We start from the raw sequence: 25,673 nt of genomic DNA, 5'->3' as shown, positions 1-25,673 counted from the left end.
ATCGAACAATAAATGAATATGATGGACGCATTTAACAAACTGAAACTCTCTCGTTCAGTGAAAGTCACGACATCGATTGTGATATTGCAAGGCGGTATCTATGTTGCCAAAAGTGATGGTAATGATGAACTTAAAGAACAACATTTCACGCCACTAGAGCACTCTAATGCATGGAAAGAAGGACTTCTTGAGGCTTGCCAAAAAACAGGTCTTTCTGATTGCAAAGTAAATATTGTTATCGGTTCTCATCTATATCAATCCTTTCAAATTGATAACCCTAATTTACCTAAAGAAGAATTAACAGGCGCATTACCTTTCTTAGTTAAAGACCTTATTTCAGATCGTGTTGCTGATATTGTTGCTGATGGTGTCGAAACATCGAATGGTAAAATGCAGGTGTATATTTCTCAATTAGTGATAATTAAAACACTGATTGATTTATTACAGTCTTTTTCTGTTCAAGTCGGTAATATCACACCAGATGAATTGGTGTGGAGTCATTCTAAAAAAGATGAAAGTAGCTTTATGTTACTTACATACAGTAAAGGCGCAGAATTTAAGTTATTAGCGTTTAATGAAGAGCGTTTATATCTTAACCGTTCTTTACGTGGAATTATGCCGCCGTTAACGGGGGATTTAGCAAATAGCTTCCAGTTTGATAGCCTAGCTCTAGAGTTACAGCGTTCATTAGATTATTTAAGTGCTCAATTGCATGGTCTTAATATTAATCATTTATATGTTCGTTGTGATAATGAAGACGACTCACTTCTTGTTTCAGAACTACAGAAACGATTAGGGGTTCAAGTTGCCTCTTTATTACTTGAAGATCCTAGAGTATTTCGTGCTGGTGAATTATTAAGTTGGCTTGGCCTATTTAATCAACCAAATATTAATTTATATAATGATAGGTTAAAACCTCAAGTTGACTATTTTTCATTACAGAATGTAGTTATTAGTTGGGGCATAGGTCTTATTTTTTCAGGTCTATTTCTTGGCTATTATCAATGGCAAATAAATCAATTAGACAATCATATATCTCAATTGACCTCAGAAGAAAGAGGTTACAGAGAAGAGTTATCTGCGTTAAATAAAAAGTTAGAAAGTCATAAACCCTCGGCAGCTAAATTAGCTGCAATTAAGCGTTTGCAAGAAGATATTCAATCTAAAAAAGCCTCATTAAAAGTCATCGATAATTTTGATGAAGGTATGCAGATTGGTTATTCCGGTGTGATGAGTAGCTTAACTCAATTAGGTAAAGGAAATATCTCTCTTACTAAGATCTATATTTCAGGTGATGATGTTAACTTTACAGGATTTGCACGTACTCCTGATGTTGTTCCTAATTGGATTAAGAGCTTTGAAAATGAATTACATTTAGTTGGTCGTACATTCGATCAGTTAGAAATCAAAACAGATGAGGAAGGGCTGGTGTCGTTTATTTTAAACACTAAGACAGCAGAGGATAAGTAATGGAATATTGGACTAAAGCCAAAGAGGCATTTTCTGCATTATCACAACGAGAGAAAATATTAATTACTCTGGTTGGTTGGGTCGCGGTAATTTTTATTTCATTGACTGTTATTATTGAACCGAAAATAGAACAACATCAGCAGGCTCAACGAGAGGTAAATCGTTTAACGAGTTCAATTACGTCTTTGAAGCAACAAATCGAATTAGCGCAGTTTAGATTGCAAAAAGATCCAAATGTAGCGATTGATAAGCAATATCAGGAATTGACCCTTGATAGCCAAGATTTGGCACAATTACTATCAACTCGAGTTGCCGCTTTAGTTTCACCGAGTCAAATGGCTCAACTGCTAGAGACAGTGCTACAGAAGTCATCAAAACTAACATTAAAATCAATGATTACCTTGCCTTCAGAAAGGCTATTAGATGAAAACAATAACGCAGGTTATTACATTCATCCGGTTAAATTGATTTTATCGGGTAATTATTTTGATATAGAAACATACCTTTCTAATTTAGAAGCCTTGCCTGTGAAATATTATTGGCGAAATTTTCGCTACCAAGTAACTGAATATCCAGTAGCAGAGTTAACTATTGAGGTATATACACTAGGATCTAGTAAAGGGTTTATTGGCGGTTAAATATGAAGCATTTATTTTTAATGGTCGTGTTGTTCTCGGCATCTATTAGTGCGTCAGAAGCCGTGGTTGGACACGATCCTACAGAGCCATTAAGTTGGTTTAAACCTGAACCAGTTAAAAAGAAAGTAATAAAAAAACGTCAATATTTCCCCTCTTTACAAGCAATCAGCTGTAATGGTGAATCTGATTGTAATGCAGTGTTAGATGATAAATCGATGAATAAAGGTGACAAAATATCAGGCTATACCTTATTAGCTATTAATGAGGAAAGCGTTTCGATTGGTCGTTCTGGTAAGAAATGGCAACTTTCCCTATTTTCACAAGATATTAAGAATTAAGGTTAGCAGTAATGAAAGTACGTAATGTCATCATTGGATTCATGGTAGCGTCATTAACGGGTTGCTCAATGGGCCACCGTGATCCTGTTGAAATTAAACAGACCTTAGATAAATCGATTAATGAAAATGGCGGTCAATTATTAACTGACTTACCTGCATCGGTTCAGGCTGATTTAATGCCTGATTTAAGCTCACCAAATGTTGAAGTTGATAAACCTGTTAAACGTTTTAGAGTGAAAGCGAATGGAGTTAATGCTAAAGCTTTCTTCACCAGTTTAGTCAAAGGTACGGAGTACAGTGTCGTTATTCACCCTGACGTTTCAGGACGCATAACGATGAATGTTAATGATGTGACATTGGATGAAGTGCTGTCTTCTGTTGAAGATTTATACGGTTATGAAATCGTCAAGTCAGGTAAAATACTACAAATTTATCCAGCGACGATTAGAACTGAAACGATCCCTATCGATTACTTACAATTAACTCGTAAAGGTCGATCGTTAACTACGATCACTACAGGTTCAATTACAAATTCTGATAGCAATTCGAACAGTAGTGATAATTCAAATTCGAATAGTAGCTCGTCTTCGTCTTCATCCGCTACTGGTGGAACGGAAATTGAAACCACCAGTGAAAGTGATTTCTGGAAAGAATTAGAGAAAGCCGTTTCTGTGATGATTGGAAATGGTTCTGGACGAAGTGTTGTAGCTTCACCACAAGCGGGTGTGATTACTATTACGGCTTCTCCTGATGAGTTACGCAAAGTTAAACAATTTTTGGGTACGTCTCATAAGCGTTTGCAACGACAAGTTATTTTAGAAGCTAAGTTACTAGAAGTGACGCTGAGTGATGGTTATCAACAAGGCATCAATTGGTCTAATTTAACGGCTTCTATTGGTGGGACTGATGTAGTGGTTGATAAGTTAGCCAGTTCAACAGTATTACCAGGAATGGATACCATTGGAACTTTATTGGGTGGACAAACAAACGTTACGGTTTCTGATGGTAACTTTAAAGCGGTTCTCAGTTTTATGGACACTCAAGGTGATTTAAACGTACTTTCAAGTCCTCGAGTCACCGCTGCTAATAATCAAAAAGCGGTAATTAAAGTTGGTCGTGATGAATACTACGTCACTGATGTATCGAGTGTTATTGGTAATGGCGATAATGCAAATGCTTCACCAGAAGTCACTTTAACGCCATTTTTCTCTGGCATTTCCCTCGACGTAACGCCACAAATTGATGATAAAGGCAATGTGATGCTGCATGTGCATCCGTCAGTTATTGATGTGGAAAACGAAATAAAAGAGATTAACTTAGGTGAAAATGTTGGGATTTTAGAGCTTCCATTAGCGAAAAGTTCAATTCGCGAATCTGATTCAGTTATTCGAGCGAAAAGTGGTGATGTGGTAGTTATTGGTGGTTTGATGAAATCACAAACCGTAGACCAAGTTTCAAAAGTTCCATTTTTAGGTGATCTTCCTGCTTTAGGGCACTTATTCCGCAATGTAAGCAAATTAACCCAGAAGACAGAATTGGTCATATTGTTAAAACCAACGGTTGTTGGTGTTGATACATGGCAAGAGGAATTGGAGCGATCTCGTGATTTATTACAAGAGTGGTTCCCTGACGAGTAATCGTTAAATTATGTATGAGCAACATTTTGGTCTAAAGCAACTTCCTTTTACTTTAACGCCAAATACTTCTCTTTTTCATGGATTATTGCCTCATTATGAGGCAATTCAGACAGTATTGTCTGCAATTGCCATGGGAGAAGGTGTCATTAAGGTTACTGGGGAGATAGGAACTGGAAAAACACTTGTCTGCAGAATGCTAATGAGCCAATTACCGCCTAATGTTGAATTACTTTACTTACCTAACCCAGTAATGAATGGATACGAGTTAAGACAAGCATTAGCAAAAGAGCTTTGGCTTGACCAAGATGGCGATGGTATTGCGTTAACTGACCGTATTCATGAAAAATTGATTGATTTACATGCGGAAGGTAAAACAGCCGTCGTTTTTATTGATGAAGCACAAGCATTGTCTGATGAGGCATTAGAAACATTACGTCTCTTCGGTAATTTAGAAACGGATTATTGCAAATTATTGCAGATTGTTCTGTTTGGACAACCAGAATTGGATGAGCGATTAACACAATATCATTTGCGCCAATTAAGGCAGCGAATTACGTTTTCTGCAATGTTACGCCCATTAAATGTCAGTGAAACAGTAGCTTATATTGATTATCGAATGGTGGGCTCTGGTTGTTTAAGTAACCCATTTTCACTTTATCAAATGAAGGCGATTTGGCGAGCAAGTGGCGGCGTACCAAGACTTATTAATCAAATATGTCATAAATCGCTACTTATTTCTTTTTCAGAACAGTTAGAAATGGTGTCCTCGAAATCAGTATTCAATGCGATTTTAGATACAACCGACACTATTAAGCCTAAGTATTACTTTCCCAGGTTTTGGGGTTGGAGAGCATCGTGAGTGCAACGAATAAAGCCTTACTCAATATTACAAAGAAAGACACTGGCGCGGGGTCTAAAAAGAGTATTTCTCCAGCAAATGTACCAAATATAGAATCGAAATTTAAAGCTTCGTTCTTTTTTGCGATTGGTGTTGTTAGCTCATTATCCCTTATTGGTTGGGCTACGTTAAATAATTCAATTGAGGTAACTCCTGCACTTGCTACGGGGGAGGAGTTACCGTTGCCTGCACTTTCAAAAGTAGATATGGCCTCAGTATCTCCATTATCTTTAGCTAATTCGCCAACACAGAAAAGTGCAATAAAAGAAGTGAGTGCAATTTATAGCGATAAGAATGACAAGTTACCAATGGTGAGTAAAAGTCGCCCTGAGCAAGAAGCGGTCAAGACAATCAAATCATCAATGGTCATTGCCGAGAATACAAATGTTGATCTACCTGCAACGAAGCAATCTTCGGTAATACCTAAGACTCCCCGTGAAGAGGCAAGCCAAGAGTTTCAAGTTGAAGAGGTTGAGTTACTGCCTTCTGATTTAGCTCAAAAAAGTCGTGATGCAGCCCAAAAAGCCCTAGATAGATCTGATTTTAAAGAAGCGACAAAAGAATATTATACCGTCTTAAAGTATCAATCGAGTGATGAAGAGTCGCGTAAGAAATTAGCGGCATTACTTTATGGAAAGCGTGATGTAACAGAAGCTGCTGCAATCTTACAGCAAGGAATTAAACTCGATCACGATAGTGTTAATTTACGTTTAGCTTTAGCCAGTTTATTGCAAAAAGAAGAGCAACCAGAGGCTGCATTATCGGTACTCGAGTATATTCCTTTAGACGCTAGTGTGGATTATTTAGCGACTCGTGGTGGTTTGGCTCAAAAACTAAAATTGATGGATTTAGCAAATGAAAGCTATCAAATGTTAGTAAAAAAAGAGCCAGATAATGGTCGTTGGTGGCTAGGCTTAGCTATTGTGTATGAAAGAGAAGCGAAAACAGAGCAAGCGTATGAGATTTATCAAACCGCGTTAATTAAACCTGGGTTATCTCGTTCTTCTTTGGTTTTTGTAAGAGACCGAATAAAACTATTAGCGACAATGAAGGGAAATGAATAATGCGTCTTAAGTTAAGAAAAAGACTTGGTGATTTATTAGTCGAAGAAAACATTGTCACTGAAGAACAAATTGAACAAGCGCTATTAGCACAGAAAAAAACAGGTCGAAAGTTAGGTGGAACTTTAATTCAGTTAGGTTTCTTGTCTGAAAAACAAATGCTAACTTTTTTATCTCAGCAATTAGATGTGCCTTTAGTCGATTTGAATCGAGCGGATATTGATGCTGCGGCAGTACATTTGTTACCTGAAGTTCATGCTAGACGATTGCGAGCTTTAGTGTTGAGCCAGCAAGGAAATACCATTCGAGTAGCGATGAGTGATCCTGCCGATCTCTCCGCTCAAGAAGCGCTGTTTTCTCAATTGCAGCAATATCAAATTGAAATGGTAATCGCCTCAGAAAGACAATTGGTCGATAGCTTTGATCGCTTTTATCGTCGTACCAAAGAGATAGCCTCTTTTGCAGAGCAGTTGCAATCAGAACATCAAGACAGCAATGATTTTAATTTTGGCATTTCAGATAGTGATAATGATGAAGTTACGGTTGTAAAACTTATTAACTCTCTATTTGAAGATGCGATTCAAGTTGGTGCGTCTGATATCCATATTGAACCTGATGATAAAGTACTGCGTCTGCGTCAACGTATTGATGGTGTGCTGCATGAAACGTTACTAAATGAAGTTAATATTGCATCGGCGTTAGTGCTTCGTTTGAAGTTGATGGCGAATTTGGATATTTCAGAAAAACGTTTACCTCAAGATGGACGTTTTAATATTAAGTCTCGTGGTCAATCGGTTGATATTCGTTTATCGACAATGCCTGTGCAATATGGTGAATCAGTGGTAATGCGTTTGCTAAATCAAACGTCAGGACTTCGTGAGTTAGAATATTCTGGTTTGCCAGATCACCTTTTGGTTCGTCTACGCAAACAATTACGTCGCCCTCATGGGATGATTTTAGTTACAGGGCCAACTGGCTCCGGTAAAACAACCACATTATATGGTGCACTTAGTGAGCTAAACACACCAAGTAAGAAGATCATTACTGCTGAAGATCCTGTGGAATATCGCTTGCCTCGAATTAATCAGGTGCAAGTAAACAGTAAAATTGATTTAACGTTTTCAAAAATATTAAGAACCTTCCTCCGTCAAGATCCAGATATTATTTTGATTGGTGAGATGCGAGATCAGGAAACGGTAGAGATCGGGTTACGTGCCGCATTAACGGGCCACTTGGTGTTATCTACCTTACATACGAATGATTCGATAGATAGTGCATTACGAATGATGGATATGGGTGCTCCTGGTTATCTTGTTGCCAGTGCTGTTCGTGCTGTATTAGCACAACGATTGGTTAAAAAAGTGTGCCCAGAATGTTCTGGTGTTGATACGCTTGATGAGCCTCGTAAGCAATGGGTACAAACTCGTTTTCCTAATCAAGTATCCGTACCTTTTCAACGAGGCTATGGTTGTCAAAGTTGTAACCTAACTGGATATCGTGGGCGTATTGGTGTGTTTGAGTTGTTAGAATTAGATCAACCAATGATGGATTCATTAAGAGCAAATGATGCGGTTGGATTCTCACAAAAAGCCCGTCAAAACCCAGATTATAAGCCACTGTTAGCGTCAGCAATGGAGCTTGCTATGAATGGGATTATCAGTCTTGATGAAGTAATGGTATTGGGCGAAGGCGATAATGCGGCTTCTCATCAACCAATATTGATGTAGGCATTAGCATGGCAATATTTAAATATAGCGGACGTAATAGCCGTGGTGAACAAGTCTCAGGGTCTATCGAGTCAACATCGCAAGAAATGGCGGCTGAGCAACTCATGAATGATGGCGTGATACCTACCTCAATTCGAGCGAGTAAATTTGGTGGGAACTCAAGTGCAACTGACTGGAAGAAGTGGTTTCAGCCAACGATCCCTTTAGAAGTGCTCGTTATTTTTTGTCGCCAAATGTACAGCCTAACTAAAGCTGGAGTTCCTTTATTACGAGCGATGAATGGATTATCACAGAATAGTAATAACAAATTATTAAAAAATGCATTGGAAGAGGTGACTGCTGATTTAACGAATGGTCGTAGTTTATCGGTATCAATGCAACAGCACCCTAATGTATTTAGCTCTTTGTTTGTATCAATGATACATGTTGGTGAGAATACCGGTCGATTGGATCTTGTATTAATGCAATTGGCTAACTATTACGAACAAGAGATGGAAACTCGTAAACGAATTAAATCGGCGATGCGATATCCGATATTTGTATTAACGTTTATTTTACTTGCGATGTTTGTATTGAATATTAAGGTTATCCCTCAGTTTGCGAGTATGTTTTCTCGCTTTGGCGTTGATTTACCATTACCAACACGGATCTTAATTACGACCTCTAGTTTCTTCGTTAATTATTGGCATTTTTTAATCGCAGGAATGGCTGCTGCGTTGTTTGCGTTTCAAGCGTGGATTGGCCAGCCAAAAGGAAGAGAAACTTGGGATAAGTGTCGTCTGCGGTTACCTATTGTTGGTGATATTGTAACTCGAGCTCAGATGTCTCGTTTCTCAAGAACGTTTGCTTTGATGTTAAAATCAGGCGTACCACTTAACCAATCACTCGCGCTTTCTGCCGAATCTTTAGAGAATAAATACCTAGAGAATAGATTGCTTGAAATGAAAAATGGGATTGAATCAGGCACTAGTATGTCAGCAACAGCAGCTCAGAGTGGTATTTTCACGGCCTTAGTTCAACAAATGATAGCCGTTGGTGAAGAGACGGGACAAATAGATGACTTATTATTAGAAGTTTCAGATTTTTATGACCGTGAAGTTGATTATGACTTAAAGACATTAACAGCAAGGATTGAACCTCTGTTATTGGTTATTGTTTCAGGAATGGTTTTGATATTAGCATTAGGTATTTTCTTACCAATGTGGAATATGTTAGATGTAGTAAAAGGGTCGTAATGATGTCAACAACCCGGTTTATATGGGGTGGGCTTGTTATTGTATTTCTCGCGGTTATTTTATATCAATGGGATAGAATTGAGCCTGAAGTAGAAGATACTGCGTTATTAATGAGTAGCCGAGAAATATTATCTTCAGCTAATGAATTTAAAAATTATTGGGTTGTAAATGGGCAACCTAACGTTATTGTTAAAGACGGAATAGAAGTAACATTTACCAAATTAGGCTGGCCACTGACTCTTGATGATAAAGAGTTAAATTGTCAAAAGTGGCTACACCTTTTATTACCAGAAAAACAGAAAATTTATACAGAAGCGATTCATGTGACGAAAAAAAAAGCAAAAGTGGTTCAGTATGGTTGTGAGTATGGTATATCGAATGGTAAAATTGTTTCTGTAATGTTGGTAAATGGCGTGTTTAAAGTTGACGTCGGTTTTTTGAATGAAAACTAAGTTGGCATTTTTTTGACGAACACTGTGTTTTTTATTGTAAAATCCCTTACAATTCAGAAAGAAAATAGAAATAGAGAGAAGCATTACAATGAAGTTCCAAAAAGGTTTCTCACTGGTTGAGCTAGTGATAGTGATAGTGGTAATAGGTTTGTTGGCAACTGTCGCACTCCCTCGATTTTTAGATGTTAGTCTTGAAGCGAAAAAAGCGAGTGTTGAAGGTGTTGCGGGCGGATATGCTACGGCTGTTCTTTCTGCAAGAGCGCAATGGGAAGCAGAAGCTCGTCCAAGAACTGATGGCTATAATGCGGTGAGTTATGATGGAACTGAGTTTTGGTTAACGGATCCATCACAATCAAATCAATCTGAATTTCGTCCTGGCTATCCTATAGCCCCAAGAGAAGATTTAGATGGTAATGACACCGGAAGCTATCCTTCGGCATTAACGGCAAAAGAATGCATATTATTAATGGAAATGTTATTACAAAACGCACCGTACGTTACTGATGATAGTAACGATAATAAAGCGAAATATTTAGCCGAAGTAATAACAGAAAATAGCCGTAATCAATGTAAATATACACAACAAGAAAATGAAGGGCATTTCTTTACTTATGAACCTGAATCAGGTCGTGTTGTTGTGACATTACAATAATAAATTTAATAATTAATGCTTATTTAATTTTCTAAATAGCGTTAATTGGTAAATAAGACTTAATTATATTTATATATTAGTTTTAACAATAACGGTGGCACCATTTAAGTACCATCATATTAATAATAAAAGAGAGAAGTAACATGAAAAGACAAGGTGGTTTCACACTTATTGAGTTGGTAGTTGTAATCGTTATTCTAGGTATTCTAGCAGTAACCGCAGCACCTAAATTCCTTAACCTGCAATCTGATGCTCGTGCATCGTCACTGCAAGGCTTAAAAGGCGCAATGTCAGGAGCTTCTGGTATTGTTTATGGTAAAGCGGCAATTAATGGTGTAGAAACTAAAGATTCTAATACAGATGTTGACGGTATTGATACTATCTACGGGTATCCAATGGCAACTACTGATGGTATTGAAAAAGCGGTTGTAGGTTTGGCTGAAGATTGGGATAGTTTTTCTCAAGTAGTTAGTGCTCCTGCAAACTCAATTACGTATTCTTTCTCTGGTTCAACAGCTCCAACTAATTTTTCTACTGGTTGTTTTGTGAACTATGCACAAGCTTCATCAGTATCATCTGGTGTGAGCATTATTGTTAGAGACAATAACTGTTAATAACAGGGTATAATTTATAGTAAGCCAGCGATCTCCGCTGGCTTTTTTGTATCTAAAATTAACATTACCTTCGCTATCTTTATAAATTCCGTTATCCTAGTAACAGGAGACAATAAGGTAACGGATGATGATTTTTCCCCTCGTAGTATCCCTACAAAAACAACCAATAAAAACAAAAGGTTTCACATTAGTTGAATTGATTGTCGTGATCGTTATTCTAGCGATTATTGCTATTTACACCTCTAGTAAATACATGGGGGCGAGCCGCTTTTCTTCTGCAGCAGCTCAAGAGCAGGTTGTATCCATCTTGCGTCAAGTCCAGATTGCTGCAATGCAAACTAATGCCCCCGATAATAGCGATTCTTGTCGTTCTATTTTAATGGCAACAAGCCAATTTGGCGTCTCTCAATCTTGTCAAAGTCAAGGCATGTCCAGTGCGGCACTTTCTGATTATTCTAAAAATACGGATCAGCAACAATTAGAGTTAATCAAACTAAGCTATGCTTTTAATTCAGTAAGCGGAGCTGTTTCTGAGTTGTCATTTGATTTGCTTGGTAGACCAATAACTAAGGTTACTTCTTCAGTATCCTCTTCTCTTTGTACTGCTAGTGATTGTCGTATAACGATAACAACATCTTCTTCAAACGAGAGTCGTTCGGTATGTATTAATAGTGAAGGATTTATCTATCGTTCAACTCAAGGGCTCGGGTGTCAAATATGAGGTTGAAATTAACCTATCAACGAGGGTTAACCTTAATAGAATCAATCGTCGGTATTGTGATTTTAGGTTTTGCATTATCAGTATTGATTTCTGGTGTGTTTACTTCCTCAACGACGTCTCATCAAGCCACCTACCAAGTACAAGCCGCCGCGCTTGGGCACTCAGTGATGACGGATATATTAAGTCGTCAATTCGATCAACATAGCGATCCTAATGGTGGCCAATATCGGTGTGGAGAAGCGCTCTCTGGAATGACGATTCCGAGTTGTACTTTGGTGAAGAATTTGGGGCGAGATGGAGCAGCAGAAAATAGCGCTATCACGTTTAATGATGTGGATGATTTTATTGGTTGCTGGGGAGCGTTATCTGAATGTTCATCAAATACTTTACCGTCATATCAATTAAACCAATTAATAGATACATCAAGTGCGGATGAATATAAGCATTTTACCGTAGAAATTAATGTTATGTATGCAGATATAGATGCTCAGAATACTGCTATTACGCAATATAAAAAAATAATTATCACGCTTTATGCAAGCCAATATGCCAAATATACCTTTAGTGCTTACAGAGGTAATTATTAATGAAGAAATTAAGTGGATTTACCTTAATTGAATTGATTTTAACGGTTGTAGTGGTTGGCATTGTTGCTTTAGCTGCGGGTAATACTCTGCAACTTGGTTTTCAAAGTTACAATGAGAGTATTGATCGTCAAGATAATCAAATGCAGGCAAAATTTCTGATTGAGAAATTGAGCCGTGAATTACGCCATGCAGTGCCTAACAGTGTTGAAGTATCAAATTCTCAGGATTGCGTTAGTTTTATTCCAGTAGAAGCAAGTGCTTTTTATTTAACGTTGCCATTATTTAATGAGAAGCAAATAGATACGGTTTTACTCTCAAATAATACTCAAAATATGGCTGGGTTAAATCTTACTATTAATCCAAGTAATCAAAATGAGTTGATTGAAAATAATGGGGCTAGATATGTCGCTATTAATTCTGTTACTGCTTCTGGTGGCATATCTGCCATAAACTTTTCTACTAATAACAATCCGGCATTTATTTCTAACTCGGTATCTGATCGTGCTTTTATCTATAAACCTGAAGTCATTAGTTACTGTATTGACGTTGGGAAAGTGAATAGAACGGTTAAAAAACGACCGAGTCAGGTAAGTGTGACACATCAATTAGCGAATCATATTAACAGTGGTAAGTTTATTTTTGAGCAAGCGTCAATACACCGAAATAATATGGTCAGAATGGTGTTAGCGTTTGAAAATGATCTAGGTGAAATAACCCAATATCAACATGATGTGCAGGTGATTAATGTTCCATAATCAAACAAAACAAAAAGGTAACCTGTTAATCATGTCGATTGTCGTTATGGTTGCTATCGGCTATTTATCATTAAACTTATTGAAGGTCGAAACTAGTAATTCAGATACGGTTTCAAAGGAAGTGCTAGGAACACAAGCTTGGTTTTTAGCGCATTCTGGTGCTGAATGGGGGCTGGTTCAGTTATTTCCTTTAGTGGTATCTGGAGCAGAGCATTCGATTTGTGATGGGGTGGCGCGAAATCCAAATATGACTTTAACAAATAGTGGATGCAGCCAGAACCCTAGTGTGGTGTGTGAAAAGAGTACTGTTTCTTATCATGGTGAAACGATTCAATATTTTCAAATAAAGAGCACGGCTATTTGCGGCTCCGGAGCAAATAAAGTGATGCGAGTTCAAGAAGTATGGGCTAAGGAGATAAATTGATGGTTATTGCAGTTTATATAAAACGGTTACTACTGTTAAATTTTCTTTTTATTGTTTTTATTTCTCATGCAAACGCAAATAATAATTTTGAGTTTGGAGTACTGAATAATCAAAACTGTATAGATCAGAGTTGTACTATCTCATTTGAGAATACTTATACATCCCCATTAGTTTTTTTATTATCTTCTTTTGATGCCGCTAACTATACGACCGATGTGTCGTCTACATTATTTCTTGAAAGTGTTTCTTCAACCAACGCGACGATACGTCAAAAAACTCGGGTGTATGAACAATCGGAACAAATTCAAATGTTGTCAATTCAATATGTAGTGGTTGAAGAAGGGAAGATTGTATTAGATCCAACACAGCCTACTATGCTAGCTGAAACTGGGGTTATTTCTGGTGCTGCTTATATTGGAAAAAAAGTAAAGCACAAGCATAAGAAGTGGTTAAATGTTGATTTTAAATCACCCTTTTCAAAGCCTCCGATAGTCTTTACTCAAGTTCAAGGGTTATCTCAAACTAATGTATGGGCAACCACTTCAAATAGAAATGTATCCTCTCAAGGTTTTGACACAACCCTTGAATTAGGGCGTTCTTCTATTATGCCTGCGAATGATCAACCAGAAAAAATAGCCTATTTAGCGATTCAAGAGTTTAGTGGAATTACGGATCGCGGAGCTTCGTTTGTTGTTGGAAAAAAAGAGAATGTTAACCAAAAGAAACGTAAAGGCGATGACGGGGGAGCTTTGGATGCATTGGCGCGTTCCTGTCGGAATAATACAATTTCATTACCATCGTCATTTGACTCTAATTATACCGTATTAATATCGAAGCAAACACGTCAAGGTGCGGATGGTGGTTGGCTACGTTTATGCGAAGGCCAACAGAATAATGAATTATCATTTATGCTTGATGAAGATCATATTACTCGAGAGCATGGTGCTTTAGAGACTGTTGGTTATTTGGCTTTTGAAAATAAAAATGATTCATTTGATATGTGTGAATATTTTCCATCAGCGGCTCAAACTTGGTTTGATGGAGGAGGCTCAAAAGTACAGTTAATCGTTGATGGTGAAAAGGGAGGAAACCGTTCGTATATTGAAACCCCTAGCCGCAAGGTCGGATTTCCTTCTGGCTCTATGAATTTAAAATCAGGAAATACGTGTGAAAGCAGTAATGGAGGTGATTGTATTGCAGACCCCTCTTTAATGGTATCTAAATTATCAATGACTACTGAATTTACCGGGGTAGATGGGGTTATAAATGGATTAAGTGATATTACAATTAGTCCAGGTCATTACACCGCGATAAATCTGATGGGGGGGAATGCTTTTGATTATATTCAGGTGAATGTGGAACCTGGTGTTTATTGGGTCAATCAATTTAATGCAACTGGATTTGCGGAAATTCATTTCTCTAATATAGAAAAAACAATTATTCATGTTCAAAATTGGAATGACCCAGGCAATGTTATTTATAATCATGAGGCGAAACCTGATAATTTATTAATTGCAGCACATGGAATAAATGCCAATATACTTATGGCGGGATCTAATTTATTAAAAGCGCATTTATATAGTGAAAATAATATAGCCTTAAATGGTAGTGTTTCTGTGTACGGTGCTGTAACTGCTAAAACTCTTAAGTTATTCTCTAATTCACGTATTATCGGGCAGAGTGAATGTATAACCCCAAGTAATGATGTACAACTTGTTATATCTCCAATCTCAGGTAAGGGGCTTGCTTGCGATGGCATTAAAATTGATTTTTCTCTTGTTGATTCAAACGGTGATGTTGTTGAAGCTAAAGGACAAAACTTACAAGTAACTAGTAATTCTGTGGTTACTGGAGATAGAAATTCGGCGTGTTGGAGTGAAGATGGAAATATTACAACCCCTGAGTGCAATCATACGGATGACAGTCGTTTCGATGCGACATTTCCATCAAGCGGCCCCGCGATTGTTACTCGATTTATTCATAGTAAATTTTTAAATTCTTATAATGTATCGGCAAGTGTTAGTAGTGAAAACTTAACTACGACAGAAGGGCCTTATGAGTTTATTGCAAAAGCAATCAGCATTGTTCCATCTGAAGGCGTTGATGGCTCTAATAGCAACCAAGTTGCAGGTCGTCCTTTTCCATTTAGATTGAAAGTTAGAGGAAAAGAGAATGGCAATGGAAATCAGCTTAATTGTAAAATCATTAAAGACGATATTGATTTAAATGTGAATTTTTCTCATTCTAAGCAACCAATAAGTAGCTCTAAGAACTTAGAGATTTCTTATAATAATGGACGTTGGGAAACCGCAAATAATAATATCTTAATTTCGTTTGAAGATGGTGTCGCTGGTGGGGATGAAAATCGAGCAGATGGAACTTTACTCGCTAAATTTGATGATGCTGGAATCATTAACTTAACTGCTCGAGTTGCTATTCAAGGGGATGATTTTACTACCTCTGAGCAATTTTATTTTCGCCCTTTCACCGCAGCACTGTGTGATTCTTCATCAGCACTACCCTCTTATATTGATGAAGAGTCAGGAGCTTATCTTGCATCAGGAACCGATTTTAATGCTTACCTAAAAGCGGTTAATTGGATTAAAAGTTTGGATAGTGGAGCCTATGGTGATGGTGTTCCAGATCGTAGCGCCCCATCTTTGGTATGCAGTAAGGCAGTAACGTCAAGCTATATTACTCACTCCGGGGGGAGCGCTAAGTTGAACTTATCCTCTCAACTAAGCTATCCAGTATCAGGCGTTGTAGGCGTTATTATTGCTGATGGACAGCTTATTACTAATTTTAATAAAGATATAACAAATTCAAATCAAAATTCACCAACGATTATGAACTGGAATGAAGTTGGTGCATTGAAGTTTGATGTATTCCAAAATAATTATTTTAATCGTACTGGGTTTAATATTCCCTCAACAACCTCAAATGTAGGTCGCTTCTATCCAGCTTATTTTTCCATTACAAATACGTTATGGGATTACCCAGAAAATCAAGGGTCTTCAGAGGGAACTTATTCTTATATGGCACAACCTTTTGATGACGTAAACTTTGAAGTAACTGCTTATTCTGATAATGATTCAATCGTTGCTAACTATGGGTTGTTTGATACAAACTTAAAAGCCAGTTTCTTATTAACAGGTGGCTATAATAATCGGTTGAATATTGCGTCTTCTGATTTAGATAATACCCATTGGAGTAATGCGACTTGGGAGACGCCAGATCTTTCAAATAGTGTCATTTGGTCAAGAGAAAGTGCATCAATGTTGGCTGGTAATGTAACAACAACGGTTGATGGCCCATTTAATGAGGGGGGGAATTCGATAACGACTGCGTTGAGCTTAGCAATAAGTGGAGTAGATCCTGTTTCTTTTGATAAAAATAAAGAAGCAGTGTTGGAACAAGAGTTGTTATCTCAACCGAGTACTCGATACGGCCGAATGGTACTAAACAGTGTTGGTACAACGATAAACCAAGACGTAAATATACCGCTGAGAGTTGAATACTGGAATAGGAGTCGATTTGTTGTGAGTGATACTGATAACAAAGCGAACTTTGATGGTGATAAATATTGTAAGCAAATTATATGGCCAAACCCAACAGATTTAAGTCCATCTAAATTAGTTGGGAGCGGGGGTGTTGATAAAGGTATTAACCAAGCTGATTTGAATGCGGATCCGGATGGTCATGCTTTACGTGAGCAAGTTAGATTTTGGTTACGTTTAGCTGCCGAGTCTCCACAGAAAGGAGAGTCAAATGTGAACTGTCAGGGACTTCTAGGGTCGAATGACGAGCAACCTTGGTTGCAATACAATTGGCGAGGCCAAGGTGATGAAGATCCATCGACGGTTGTTACTTTTGGTATTTACCGCGGAAATGATCGAATTATATTTCGTGGTGAAAGTAACATAATTGGTACTTCTAACTAAAATATTAATAAAAATCCTGATTTGCTTCAGGATTCTGTAGCAATGCCTTGCTGATTAGGCTAGGCATTGGTACATTTAGATATATTTATCTTATTCTCACGCTTTCAGGAAATACGAAGATTATGTTCAAGAAACTTCGTGGCATGTTTTCAAACGATCTATCGATTGATCTAGGTACTGCCAACACACTTATTTATGTAAAAGGTCAAGGCATCGTTCTTGATGAGCCATCAGTTGTTGCTATTCGTCAAGACCGTAATGGCTCTACGAAAAGTGTTGCCGCTGTTGGTCATGATGCGAAGCAAATGCTAGGTCGTACTCCTGGTAATATTTCTGCTATCCGTCCAATGAAAGATGGCGTTATCGCTGACTTCTATGTGACAGAGAAAATGCTTCAGCACTTCATCAAACAAGTGCATGACAACAGTGTTTTACGTCCAAGCCCACGCGTATTAGTGTGTGTTCCTTGTGGTTCTACACAAGTTGAGCGCCGTGCTATTCGTGAATCAGCACAAGGTGCAGGTGCTCGTGAAGTTTATCTAATTGATGAGCCAATGGCTGCTGCGATTGGTGCTGGCCTACCAGTATCTGAAGCGACAGGTTCTATGGTTATCGATATAGGTGGCGGCACAACAGAAGTCGCTGTTATCTCTCTTAACGGTGTTGTTTACTCTTCATCGGTACGTATTGGCGGTGACCGTTTTGATGAAGCGATCATCAACTACGTACGTCGTAACTACGGTAGCTTAATCGGTGAAGCTACGGCTGAGCGCATTAAGCACGAAATCGGTTCAGCTTATCCTGGCGATGACGTATGTGAAATTGAAGTTCGTGGTCGTAACCTTGCAGAAGGTGTTCCTCGTAGCTTTACGCTTAACTCAAACGAAATCTTAGAAGCACTTCAAGAGCCTCTATCAGGTATCGTTTCAGCTGTTATGGTTGCACTAGAACAGTGTCCACCAGAGCTAGCTTCTGATATTTCAGAGCACGGTATGGTATTGACTGGCGGTGGTGCACTGCTGCGTGATTTAGATCGTCTTCTTACCGAAGAAACAGGTATTCCAGTCGTTGTTGCTGAAGAACCACTTACGTGTGTTGCTCGTGGCGGCGGTAAAGCATTAGAAATGATCGACATGCATGGTGGCGATCTCTTTAGTGAAGAGTAATAACAACTAACGGGTGAGTGGATATGACTCCAATCTTTGGTAGAGGTCCTTCTCTACAGTTTCGCCTGTTTATTGCTGTAATGGTATCGGCTAGCCTCATGCTAGCCGATAGTCGTTTAAATGCGTTTTCCGACATTCGTTACTTATTAAATAGCTTTGTATCTCCAATTCATTATGCGGCAAATCTTCCTCGTACCATGTTTGATGGCATGTATGACAGATTTAATAGCCGTAATACCCTCATGCTTGAAAATCAACGCCTTAAGCAAGAAATGTTTGTGCAGAACAGCAATTTATTGTTGATGGAACAACTCAAGCAAGAAAACAGCCGATTACGCGATCTATTAGGCTCACCGTTTATTCGAGATGAGAAAAAAATGGTAACAGAGGTGATGGCGGTAGATTCTGCGCCTTATACACACCAAGTTATGATCGATAAAGGCCAAATTGATGGTGTTTATGAAGGTCAGCCTGTGATCAGTGATAAAGGTATTGTTGGACAAATTAACTATGTTGGTGCTCACAATAGTCGAGTTTTATTGCTAACCGATCCAAATAATGCCATTCCTGTACAGATTGTTAGAAATGATATTCGGGTGATCGCGTCTGGTAAAGGTCACTTGGATACTATGCAGTTAGAGCATATACCAACAAATACTGACATTGAAGTTGGGGACCTACTTGTGAGTTCAGGCTTAGGTGGGCGTTATCCTGAAGGTTATCCTGTCGGCTATGTTTCAATGATTGATAATGATAATAAGCGTCCGTTTGCATCAATTGATTTAGAAACTTCGGTTGAATTTGATAAGTTACGTTACCTATTATTAGTATGGCCAACAGGAACGGCTGTGAGTACAGAGGAGATGCCAAATGAGCAGTAGTCACTTAATGCGCGGTAGAATCATTATTTGGCTCTCTTTTTTAATCGCCTTAACTTTACAAGCAGCACCATGGCCGGGGACTTTAGAGGTACTTCGACCATCTTGGATTATTCTCGTTACTTTTTACTGGGTACTTGCATTACCTCATAGGGTTAATGTAGGTACAGCAATGCTACTGGGTATTTTGTGGGATCTACTATTAGGGACCACACTAGGTATCCGTGGTATGACGATGGCAATTTTAGTTTATCTTGTCGCAGCCAATTTTAAGGTATTGAGAAACTTAGCGTTATGGCAACAAGCCGCTATTTTTTCAGGGTTAACCCTATTAGGTAAACTTTTAGAGTTTATGGGTGAATTTTTAGTCCATGATGTGTCTTTCAACGCACACTTTTTATGGGCTGGCGTGTTAAACTTTATTTTATGGCCTTGGTTATTTTTACTAATGCGTAGAGTTCGTCGCCACTGGTCAATTCGATAAGGAAATGTAATGACTACTCAAGTTTTCTTAGCTTCAGGATCTCCTCGAAGAAAAGAATTATTAGCTCAACTGGGCTATCAATTTGAGATCCTGTCTGTCGATGTAGAAGAGGTGCATCAAGATCATGAAACGCCTCTTATGTACGTTGAGCGATTATCTCAGGATAAAGCGCAAGCGGGTGTGAAAGCCATAGAGCAAATAGAAAATAAGAATGTCCCAGTATTGGGCTCTGATACTATCGTCGTTATCGATGGTGTTATTTTAGAAAAACCTAAAGATTTTGAAGATGCTAAGAGAATGCTCTTAGCTTTGTCTGGTCGTCAACATCAAGTAATGACTGCCGTTACACTAGCAACACCTGATACAACAAGAACCAAAACAGTAATAACACAGGTGTGGTTTAGAACACTTTCAATACAAGAAATAGAACAATATTGGGAAAGTGGTGAGCCTTGTGATAAAGCGGGCTCATACGGTATTCAAGGTAGTGGTGGGCGATTTGTCTCGCGTATTGATGGCAGTTATCATGCCGTCATGGGACTGCCTTTGATGGAAACAGATCAGCTCTTACACCAATTTTTGTAAAAATTAGTGAGGTGCTCCAATGAGTACAGAGTTGTTAATAAACGTCACACCGAGTGAAACTCGTGTTGCGATGATTGAAGCCGGTGTGCTTCAAGAGATCCATGTAGAAAGAGAAGCAAGACGCGGTATTGTGGGTAATATATACAAAGGCAGAGTAAGCCGAGTATTACCGGGGATGCAAGCTGCGTTTATAGATATCGGTTTGGATAAAGCTGCATTTTTGCACGCCTCAGATATTGTTCCTCATACAGAATGTGTTTCGGAAAATGAAAAACGTCAGTTTCAAGTAAGAGATATTTCTCAGTTAGTACACCAAGGGCAAGATTTGGTAGTACAAGTTGTTAAAGACCCTCTTGGAACTAAAGGCGCTCGTCTAACGACTGATATTACGCTTCCTTCTCGTTATCTAGTTTTTATGCCTGGCGCAAGTCATGTGGGTGTATCTCAACGAATTGAAAGTGAAAAAGAACGTAATCGTTTAAAAAACACGGTCTCTGATTATTGCGATGAGTTCGGTGGATTTATCATTCGAACAGCTGCTGAAGGGGCAAGTGAAGCTGAAATTTCGCAAGATGCCGCTTTCTTAAAGCGCTTATGGCATAAGGTTATTGAGCGTCGTAAAAAGAGTAAAACGAAATCAATGTTATACGGTGAGTTAGGTTTAGACCAACGTATTTTACGTGATTTTGTAGGTACGGAGCTTGATTTAATTCGTGTTGACTCAAAGTTAGCTTTTGAAAAATTAAAAGAATTTACTTCTGAGTTTGTTCCAGAGTTAACCAAAAAACTTGAGTATTATGCTGGCGATAAACCAATCTTTGATATGTACGAAACGGAAAATGAAATCCAGCGTGCACTTGATCGTAAGGTAGAGTTAAAGTCGGGTGGGTATTTGATCATAGATCAAACTGAAGCCATGACAACGGTTGATATTAATACCGGTGCATTTGTAGGACGTCGTAATTTAGAAGAGACCATCTTCAATACTAATATTGAAGCAACTCAAGCTATTGCTCGTCAACTTCGCTTGCGTAATCTCGGTGGTATTATCATTATTGATTTTATCGATATGATGAGTGAGGAGCACCGTCGTCGAGTGTTGCAAGTGTTAGGCTCTGCATTAGAAAAAGATAGAGTTAAAACTAATGTAAATGGTTTTACACAACTTGGCTTAGTCGAGATGACTCGTAAACGTACTCGTGAAAGTATTGAGCATGTATTATGTGGTCAATGCCCAACGTGCGAAGGCCGTGGTGCAGTGAAGACTGTCGAAAGTGTATGCTATGAGATCTTACGTGAAATTACTCGAGTAAATAGAGCGTATGATTCAGATAAGTTTGTAGTTTATGCCTCTGTCGCTGTGGCTGATGCCCTTGAAGGGGAAGAGTCTCATGCACTTGCTGAACTCGAACTATTTATAGGTAAACAGGTTAAAATTCAAGCCGAACCTCTTTATATTCAAGAGCAGTTTGATGTCGTAATGATGTAGAGAATAAAAATACGTGACCACTAAGTTAATTCGTTTTGAACGTTGCTTGATGGGATTATTGCTGCTGGTATTCTTACTAGCAGCATTAGTCATTACAAGCTTGCGCCTACTCCTACCTTCACTTAATCAATATCAACCTGAAGTTGAAGCTTTTCTTTCCAAAAGTACCGGTTTTTCAATCTCTATTGGTGAACTTGATGGTCGTTGGAGAAACACTAATCCCTCATTAAACCTTAAAAGATTGACGGCAGTCGATCCTATCTCTGGAGATGAAATCATCTCGGTTAAAGAGGTTGAGATCCAACTGAATATTCTTTCTTCTCTGTGGGCCCAACAGCCTCAATTTGCTGATCTACGTATTGATAAGTTAGTTGCAGACTTAACCTCATTAGGTGATGACTCTGAAAAACCAGAAGAAGCGAAAAAGCCAAGTGAAAAAAGCAGTGATGAATCCTTAGCAAAGCGTCTTGAAGATTTATTTTTAGTGAGATTAAATCACTTTTCACTAAAAGATTCTCAAGTGACCCTCGTAGCGCTTGATGGTAATGATAAAACACTTCAAATTGACTCACTGCAATGGCGAAATGAAAGCAGAAGGCACCTTGCTGAAGGCGTTGTAAGTATTATTGGTAGTGAGATAAATCAGCTTAAAGTTATTGCTAACTTTAAAGAGAAAGGCACATTTAAAAGCTTAGATGGTAATTTTTATGTCGAGGCTAAAAATATCCAAGTCACTCCATGGATCGCCGATGAGATTCAAAAAGAATATGGAGTCACTCAAGGTGAAGTATCTGCCAATGCTTGGTTGTCATTTAAAAATGGCCAACCTATTGATGCGCTTGTTGAAGCATCACCATCTTATGTTAATTGGCTTGAAGGAAAAGACGTTCATCAAGCAAGTGTTGAAGCTGGAGTATTCGAACTTCAGCCAGATAAAGATGGCTGGAAGGTATTAGCTTCTGATATTCGAATTAAGCATCAAAATGATATGTGGCCACAGGTTTCAGGAAGCTTTACATGGCAGCCTGAAAAGTGGATATTAAATTTGGCACATATTGATCTTCACAGTGCATTAGATTTAAAAACATTATTACCTGCTTCCCAAGATAATATTACCGATCTTCTGACAACGCTTGATCCTAAAGGCAGTATTAATGATATTCGAGTCGAGTTTGATCGCTCTACAGGATTAAATTATTCTGCATCTATTCATGCAGCAGGAATGAAACAATGGGAATTACTTCCAGGTTTTCATAAATTGGATATATTCATTGCTGGTGATACTGAAAAAGGCAAAGCAACACTATCGTTAGTGGATGATACGCTGCCTTACGGCGATGTATTCCAAGCCCCATTAAATATAGAACAGGGTAATGTAACTGCTTATTGGGAAGTTAATGATAATGGTTGGCGCTTATGGTCTGATTACATAAAAGTCTCGACTCCTGATCTGCAAGCTAAAGGTGAGTTCCGTTTAGACTTTCCAAAGGATAAACCATCTGTACTCTCTTTTTATGCAGAGGCCGATGCATTCCATGCAGATCAAACTTGGCGTTACTTACCAACGCTAGCTCTGGGACAAGATTTAACGGATTATTTATCTGCAGCCGTACAAGGTGGCAGCGCAAAAACCGTGCAATTGCTTTGGTATGGTGAAGTTGCCGATTTCCCTTACACCAAATACGATGGCATATTTCAAGTTAAGGTCGGCTTAAAAGACGCTCAGTTCTCATTTGATACCGCTTGGCCTCCACTTACGGATCTGCAATTAGATTTGATGTTCCAAAATGCGTCTATGTTCTTAAGTTCGCATTCAGCCGATCTTATGGATGTTCACGCAACACGTGTTACTGGACGCATTGCTAATTTATCGGAAGACGGAAAGTTAACTATTCGTGCAACTGCTAATGGTTCTGGTAAAGCAGTTCGTGAGTATATGACAGCAACTCCACTGGTTGACTCTGTTGGTGCAGCATTAAACAGCATTCAAGTAGATAATCGTGTTGATGCTTTATTACGTTTGGATATCCCATTTAATGGCGATGATGTGCGTGCGTGGGGCTATGCCGATCTTGCAAATAACCACATTGAATTGCAGTCACCAAATATATTGCTGACTAATGCAAAAGGTCGAATTGAGTTTGATAATGACGTAGTTAAAGCGTCAGGTATTAAAGCGTCATTATTAGGGCAGCCGATCTCTCTTTCTTTTAATGGTGAAGCACAATCTGATTTTTATAGTGTGAACATTGAAACGAAAGGTAAGTGGAAAGTTTCACCGCTTAAAGATTATATTGATTCTCCAATGATGGATAAAGTTGGTGGTGTTTCGGAATGGAGTTCAACCATCAGTCTACAAGTTGCAGATGTTGGTTTTACTTATCAGCTTGGGGTTAATGCGGCATTAAATGAGGTTAGTTCTACGCTGCCATATCCATTAGCGTTAAATAAAGGTAATGGAGAAAAAGCCTTATTACAGGTTTCTGGTAATTCGGAGAAACTATCGGGGCGCTTAACGTTGCCTGATGCAAAATACCAAACAGAAATTGATATAACAAAGGAAACGCCTGTTATTACAGCAAGTCATGTAGTTGTTGGGCGTGGTAACTTTAGAGTGAGCCCTATTGTAGGGCAGTCAGCTTCTATTAATACCAAATCATTGGATGCAGATGCTTGGTTATCTGAACCTATTTTAAATAAAGGAAAACCAAGTACTACAAAATCATCAATGACTCATTTTCCAATCATTCCAATTCCGACTCGTATTGATACAAATATTAAGTCATTACATCTAGCTTCATTAGATTGGAATGATGTACGTATAGATGTAAGAAAGAAATCTCAAGGCTGGTATGCTCAAGTTAACAGTCAAGAGGTTGATGGAAAGGCAAGCTGGAAAGGAACCGATGATCTATTGGTTCAGTTAGACAATCTTCATATATTTATTCCAAGTTTAGATGAGCCTGAAAATCAAAAACGATTAAATCAAGCGAAAGACCATGAACCTATTATTTCTGAGTTTGATCGCGATTTTTTCCGCTTGATGCCTAATTTAGAATTAACGATTAAAGACACGTGGGTACAAGGCTATAAGTTAGGTAAGCTTGATACTAAGTTGCATAAAAAAGGAGAGATCTTTTATCTGGATAAACTGAGAATCACCAGCGGTGAAAATAAACTGGCGGTATCAGGAGATTGGTTATTAGATAAAGGTAAGAGTCTCTCTGCTTTTAAAGTTAAGGCGTCTGGAGAAAATAACTCTGAATTGCTCGCGCGTTTTGGCATAAGTTCTGGTATTCAAAAAGCCACCTATAGTATGGATGCAGATCTTAAATGGGAAGGTGCGCCTTGGAGTATTCAAATCGATACACTTTCTGGCGATCTTGCTTCGACCTTAGGTGAAGGTGTGATTACTGATGTAAAAGGAGCCGCTCGTTTCCTTGGTTTATTCAGTATTGATTCTATCATTCGTAAGATGAAACTCGATTTTAGAGATGTTTTTGATGACGGTATGGCATTCAATTCTATTACCGGTAGTGGAAAGATGCGAGATGGTATTTTTGTCAGTAATAATCTGCTTATGGATGCAGTTGCTGGTGAGATGACAATTAAAGGCAAAGCGGATCTTAATACCCGTTTAGTTGATGCAGAAGTGAGCTTTACTCCTGACCTAACATCAGGTATTCCGATTCTTACTGCTTTTGCCGTTGCACCACAGACCGCTATTATTGTATTGGCCGTTGCGACAGCAATAGCTCCTGTTATTGATGTTATCACGCAGGTTAACTACAAAGTGGAAGGACCATTAGAGTCCCCAACGGTAAAAGAATTATCTCGTAGCCAAGGCGAGTATCAACTCCCAGAAAAAACGGATAATTAATGTTTGCAGAGCTTCGACAAAGTAAATAATAAGGATATATG

Annotated in this window: 22 protein-coding genes; all 22 read left to right on the top strand. The window is 38.4% G+C overall.

Annotated features, from left to right (window positions below; translation table 11 throughout):
* The first annotated feature begins 12 nt into the window (after window positions 1–12).
* Entirely contained in the window at window positions 13–1,470 is a 1,458-nt protein-coding gene (locus tag BTO23_RS10230; RefSeq protein ID WP_061004675.1) for a hypothetical protein, read from the top strand.
* Window positions 1,470–2,108 (top strand): type II secretion system protein GspM, encoded by a 639-nt coding sequence (gspM, locus tag BTO23_RS10225; protein WP_060992559.1) that lies wholly within the window; start codon window positions 1,470–1,472, stop codon window positions 2,106–2,108. Before BTO23_RS10230 ends, gspM begins: the two co-directional genes overlap by 1 nt.
* 2 nt (window positions 2,109–2,110) lie before the next feature.
* Window positions 2,111–2,446, top strand: a complete 336-nt coding sequence (locus BTO23_RS10220) for a type IV pilus, mannose-sensitive hemagglutinin D (MSHK) (RefSeq protein ID WP_105063434.1) — start codon at window positions 2,111–2,113, stop codon at window positions 2,444–2,446.
* 11 nt (window positions 2,447–2,457) lie between these two features.
* On the top strand, window positions 2,458–4,083 hold the full coding sequence (mshL, locus tag BTO23_RS10215) for a pilus (MSHA type) biogenesis protein MshL (RefSeq protein ID WP_060992557.1): 1,626 nt from the start codon (window positions 2,458–2,460) through the stop codon (window positions 4,081–4,083).
* 10 nt (window positions 4,084–4,093) lie between these two features.
* Window positions 4,094–4,942, top strand: a complete 849-nt coding sequence (locus BTO23_RS10210) for an ExeA family protein (RefSeq protein WP_061030300.1) — start codon at window positions 4,094–4,096, stop codon at window positions 4,940–4,942.
* Window positions 4,939–6,045: a tetratricopeptide repeat protein gene (locus BTO23_RS10205; RefSeq protein WP_170066711.1), complete on the top strand. Its 1,107-nt coding sequence runs from the start codon at window positions 4,939–4,941 to the stop codon at window positions 6,043–6,045. The genes BTO23_RS10210 and BTO23_RS10205 overlap by 4 nt, the downstream gene beginning before the upstream one ends.
* On the top strand, window positions 6,045–7,769 hold the full coding sequence (locus tag BTO23_RS10200; protein WP_061004671.1) for a GspE/PulE family protein: 1,725 nt from the start codon (window positions 6,045–6,047) through the stop codon (window positions 7,767–7,769). The genes BTO23_RS10205 and BTO23_RS10200 overlap by 1 nt, the downstream gene beginning before the upstream one ends.
* 8 nt (window positions 7,770–7,777) lie before the next feature.
* Window positions 7,778–9,004, top strand: coding sequence for a type II secretion system F family protein (locus BTO23_RS10195; protein ID WP_105063432.1), 1,227 nt, complete (start codon window positions 7,778–7,780; stop codon window positions 9,002–9,004).
* On the top strand, window positions 9,004–9,456 hold the full coding sequence (locus BTO23_RS10190; protein WP_245922093.1) for a type IV pilus, mannose-sensitive hemagglutinin protein MshF: 453 nt from the start codon (window positions 9,004–9,006) through the stop codon (window positions 9,454–9,456). Before BTO23_RS10195 ends, BTO23_RS10190 begins: the two co-directional genes overlap by 1 nt.
* A gap of 88 nt (window positions 9,457–9,544) precedes the next feature.
* Window positions 9,545–10,108, top strand: a complete 564-nt coding sequence (locus tag BTO23_RS10185) for a prepilin-type N-terminal cleavage/methylation domain-containing protein (RefSeq protein WP_060992552.1) — start codon at window positions 9,545–9,547, stop codon at window positions 10,106–10,108.
* Window positions 10,109–10,251: 143 nt separating this feature from the next.
* On the top strand, window positions 10,252–10,722 hold the full coding sequence (locus tag BTO23_RS10180; protein WP_105063431.1) for a type II secretion system protein: 471 nt from the start codon (window positions 10,252–10,254) through the stop codon (window positions 10,720–10,722).
* Between the two features lie 124 nt (window positions 10,723–10,846).
* A complete protein-coding gene (locus tag BTO23_RS10175; protein WP_060992550.1) occupies window positions 10,847–11,443 on the top strand; it encodes a prepilin-type N-terminal cleavage/methylation domain-containing protein in 597 nt (198 codons plus the stop codon).
* Window positions 11,440–12,030: a type II secretion system protein gene (locus tag BTO23_RS10170; protein WP_060992549.1), complete on the top strand. Its 591-nt coding sequence runs from the start codon at window positions 11,440–11,442 to the stop codon at window positions 12,028–12,030. The genes BTO23_RS10175 and BTO23_RS10170 overlap by 4 nt, the downstream gene beginning before the upstream one ends.
* Window positions 12,030–12,785, top strand: coding sequence for a PilW family protein (locus tag BTO23_RS10165; RefSeq protein ID WP_105063429.1), 756 nt, complete (start codon window positions 12,030–12,032; stop codon window positions 12,783–12,785). Before BTO23_RS10170 ends, BTO23_RS10165 begins: the two co-directional genes overlap by 1 nt.
* Window positions 12,775–13,209: a hypothetical protein gene (locus tag BTO23_RS10160; RefSeq protein ID WP_061004665.1), complete on the top strand. Its 435-nt coding sequence runs from the start codon at window positions 12,775–12,777 to the stop codon at window positions 13,207–13,209. Before BTO23_RS10165 ends, BTO23_RS10160 begins: the two co-directional genes overlap by 11 nt.
* On the top strand, window positions 13,209–17,150 hold the full coding sequence (locus BTO23_RS10155; protein WP_105063428.1) for a DUF6701 domain-containing protein: 3,942 nt from the start codon (window positions 13,209–13,211) through the stop codon (window positions 17,148–17,150). The genes BTO23_RS10160 and BTO23_RS10155 overlap by 1 nt, the downstream gene beginning before the upstream one ends.
* A gap of 122 nt (window positions 17,151–17,272) precedes the next feature.
* Window positions 17,273–18,316 carry a rod shape-determining protein gene (locus tag BTO23_RS10150; RefSeq protein ID WP_060992546.1) on the top strand — a complete coding sequence of 348 codons (1,044 nt, stop codon included), beginning with the start codon at window positions 17,273–17,275 and terminating at the stop codon, window positions 18,314–18,316.
* 23 nt (window positions 18,317–18,339) lie between these two features.
* Complete coding sequence (gene mreC / locus BTO23_RS10145) at window positions 18,340–19,197, top strand: rod shape-determining protein MreC (RefSeq protein WP_060992545.1); 858 nt, start codon at window positions 18,340–18,342, stop codon at window positions 19,195–19,197.
* Window positions 19,187–19,678 (top strand): rod shape-determining protein MreD, encoded by a 492-nt coding sequence (gene mreD / locus BTO23_RS10140; protein WP_060992544.1) that lies wholly within the window; start codon window positions 19,187–19,189, stop codon window positions 19,676–19,678. The genes mreC and mreD overlap by 11 nt, the downstream gene beginning before the upstream one ends.
* A 9-nt stretch (window positions 19,679–19,687) precedes the next feature.
* Entirely contained in the window at window positions 19,688–20,263 is a 576-nt protein-coding gene (locus BTO23_RS10135) for a Maf family protein (RefSeq protein WP_061004661.1), read from the top strand.
* A gap of 19 nt (window positions 20,264–20,282) precedes the next feature.
* The gene (rng, locus tag BTO23_RS10130; RefSeq protein WP_060992542.1) at window positions 20,283–21,752 is read left to right on the top strand and encodes a ribonuclease G; all 1,470 of its coding nucleotides are present in this window, start codon (window positions 20,283–20,285) and stop codon (window positions 21,750–21,752) included.
* 13 nt (window positions 21,753–21,765) lie between these two features.
* Window positions 21,766–25,632: a YhdP family protein gene (locus BTO23_RS10125; protein WP_105063427.1), complete on the top strand. Its 3,867-nt coding sequence runs from the start codon at window positions 21,766–21,768 to the stop codon at window positions 25,630–25,632.
* The last annotated feature ends 41 nt before the right edge of the window (window positions 25,633–25,673 follow it).

Origin of the sequence: Aliivibrio sifiae, from assembly GCF_002954715.1 — a bacterium.
GTDB lineage: Bacteria > Pseudomonadota > Gammaproteobacteria > Enterobacterales > Vibrionaceae > Aliivibrio > Aliivibrio sifiae.
Note: the sequence above shows the minus strand (reverse complement) of the source record. Positions and strands in the feature narration are given on the sequence as shown.